This is a genomic window from Inquilinus sp. CAU 1745 (genome assembly GCF_039839375.1).
Taxonomy (GTDB): Bacteria; Pseudomonadota; Alphaproteobacteria; order DSM-16000; family Inquilinaceae; genus JBDOQU01.
The window spans coordinates 1-1,135 of the sequence record NZ_JBDOQU010000036.1; the positions used below are offsets into that span (position 1 = coordinate 1).

General features: G+C 68.0%; 1 protein-coding gene. It reads left to right on the forward strand.

What is annotated here, in order from left to right; translation table 11 throughout:
- Positions 1-177 precede the first annotated feature (177 nt).
- Positions 178-1,122: an IS110 family transposase gene (locus AAFN89_RS20790; RefSeq protein WP_347541237.1), complete on the forward strand. Its 945-nt coding sequence runs from the start codon at positions 178-180 to the stop codon at positions 1,120-1,122.
- Positions 1,123-1,135: the final 13 nt, after the last annotated feature.

Consider the following 1,135-nt stretch of genomic DNA (forward strand, 5'->3'; position numbering starts at 1 on the left):
ATGGATTCCTGTGTGTTGGATGGTTGCTATGATGGGAGCGGGAAGGAGGCCGTTGGATTCGAGGTCGCCCGATCGGTAGACCGTATGCTGGCCTGGCCCCTTCCCGCTCGTCTTGCACCAACCTGAACAGTTGCTCGGGGCCGGTTGCTCGGACCCCGCATCACAGGAACAGGCCCCATGACCATAGTCCCTTGTTATGTCGGATGCGACATCGCCAAAGCCCATCTCGACTTCTTCGACCCGTCTGACGGCGCCGTCAGACGGGTCGCCAACCGCCGCGACGCGGTCGACGGCTTCCTCGCCGGCCTCGCCGGACGGGATGTCTTCATCGTCCATGAGGCGACCGGCGACTACGACCGGGCGCTCCGTCACGGCCTCGCCGCCGCCGGCCTGCCCGGCGTCCGGATCAATCCGATGACGGCCCGCCGCTTCGCCGAAGCCCGCGGCCGCCGCGCCAAGACCGACATGCTCGACGCCCGCATGCTCGCCGACCTCGGGGCCACGTTCCAGCCCGCCCCCGACGCGCCGCCTTGCCCGGAACGTGAAGCCCTGACCGCCCTGGTCCGCCGCCGCGACCAACTCGTCGCCATGCGCCAGGCCGAAAAGGTCCGGCTCAAGGAGCTTTGCGACAAGGAGCCCCGCGACGCCGCCATCCAGGCCTCCCTCGACGCCGTCATAACCTGCCTGAGCGGCCAGGTCGCCGACCTCGACCGACGGATCCAGACCCGCATCGCCGCCAGCCAGGCCGCCGCCGAGGACAACCGCCTGCTGCGCACCGCCCCGGGAATGGGACCGGTCAACGCCGCCGCCTGCCTCACCTTGCTGCCCGAACTCGGAACCCTCCCGGCCAGGAAAATCTCCGCCCTCGCCGGGCTCGCCCCCTTCAACCGTGACAGCGGCGCCAGAAACGGCAAACGCCACATCGCAGGCGGACGAAGCCGCGTCCGAAGAGCCCTCTACGTCGCCGCCATCGCCGCCATCAGGAACACCCCCCGCTACAAAGCCTTCTACGACGCTGTCTACAGCCGCTCACTCACCAAGAAAGTCGCCATCATCGCCGTCGCCAGAAAGCTCCTCACCCACCTCAACGCCATGCTCAGAGACCGTAAAGCCTGGGCCTGACAACACAGTTGCC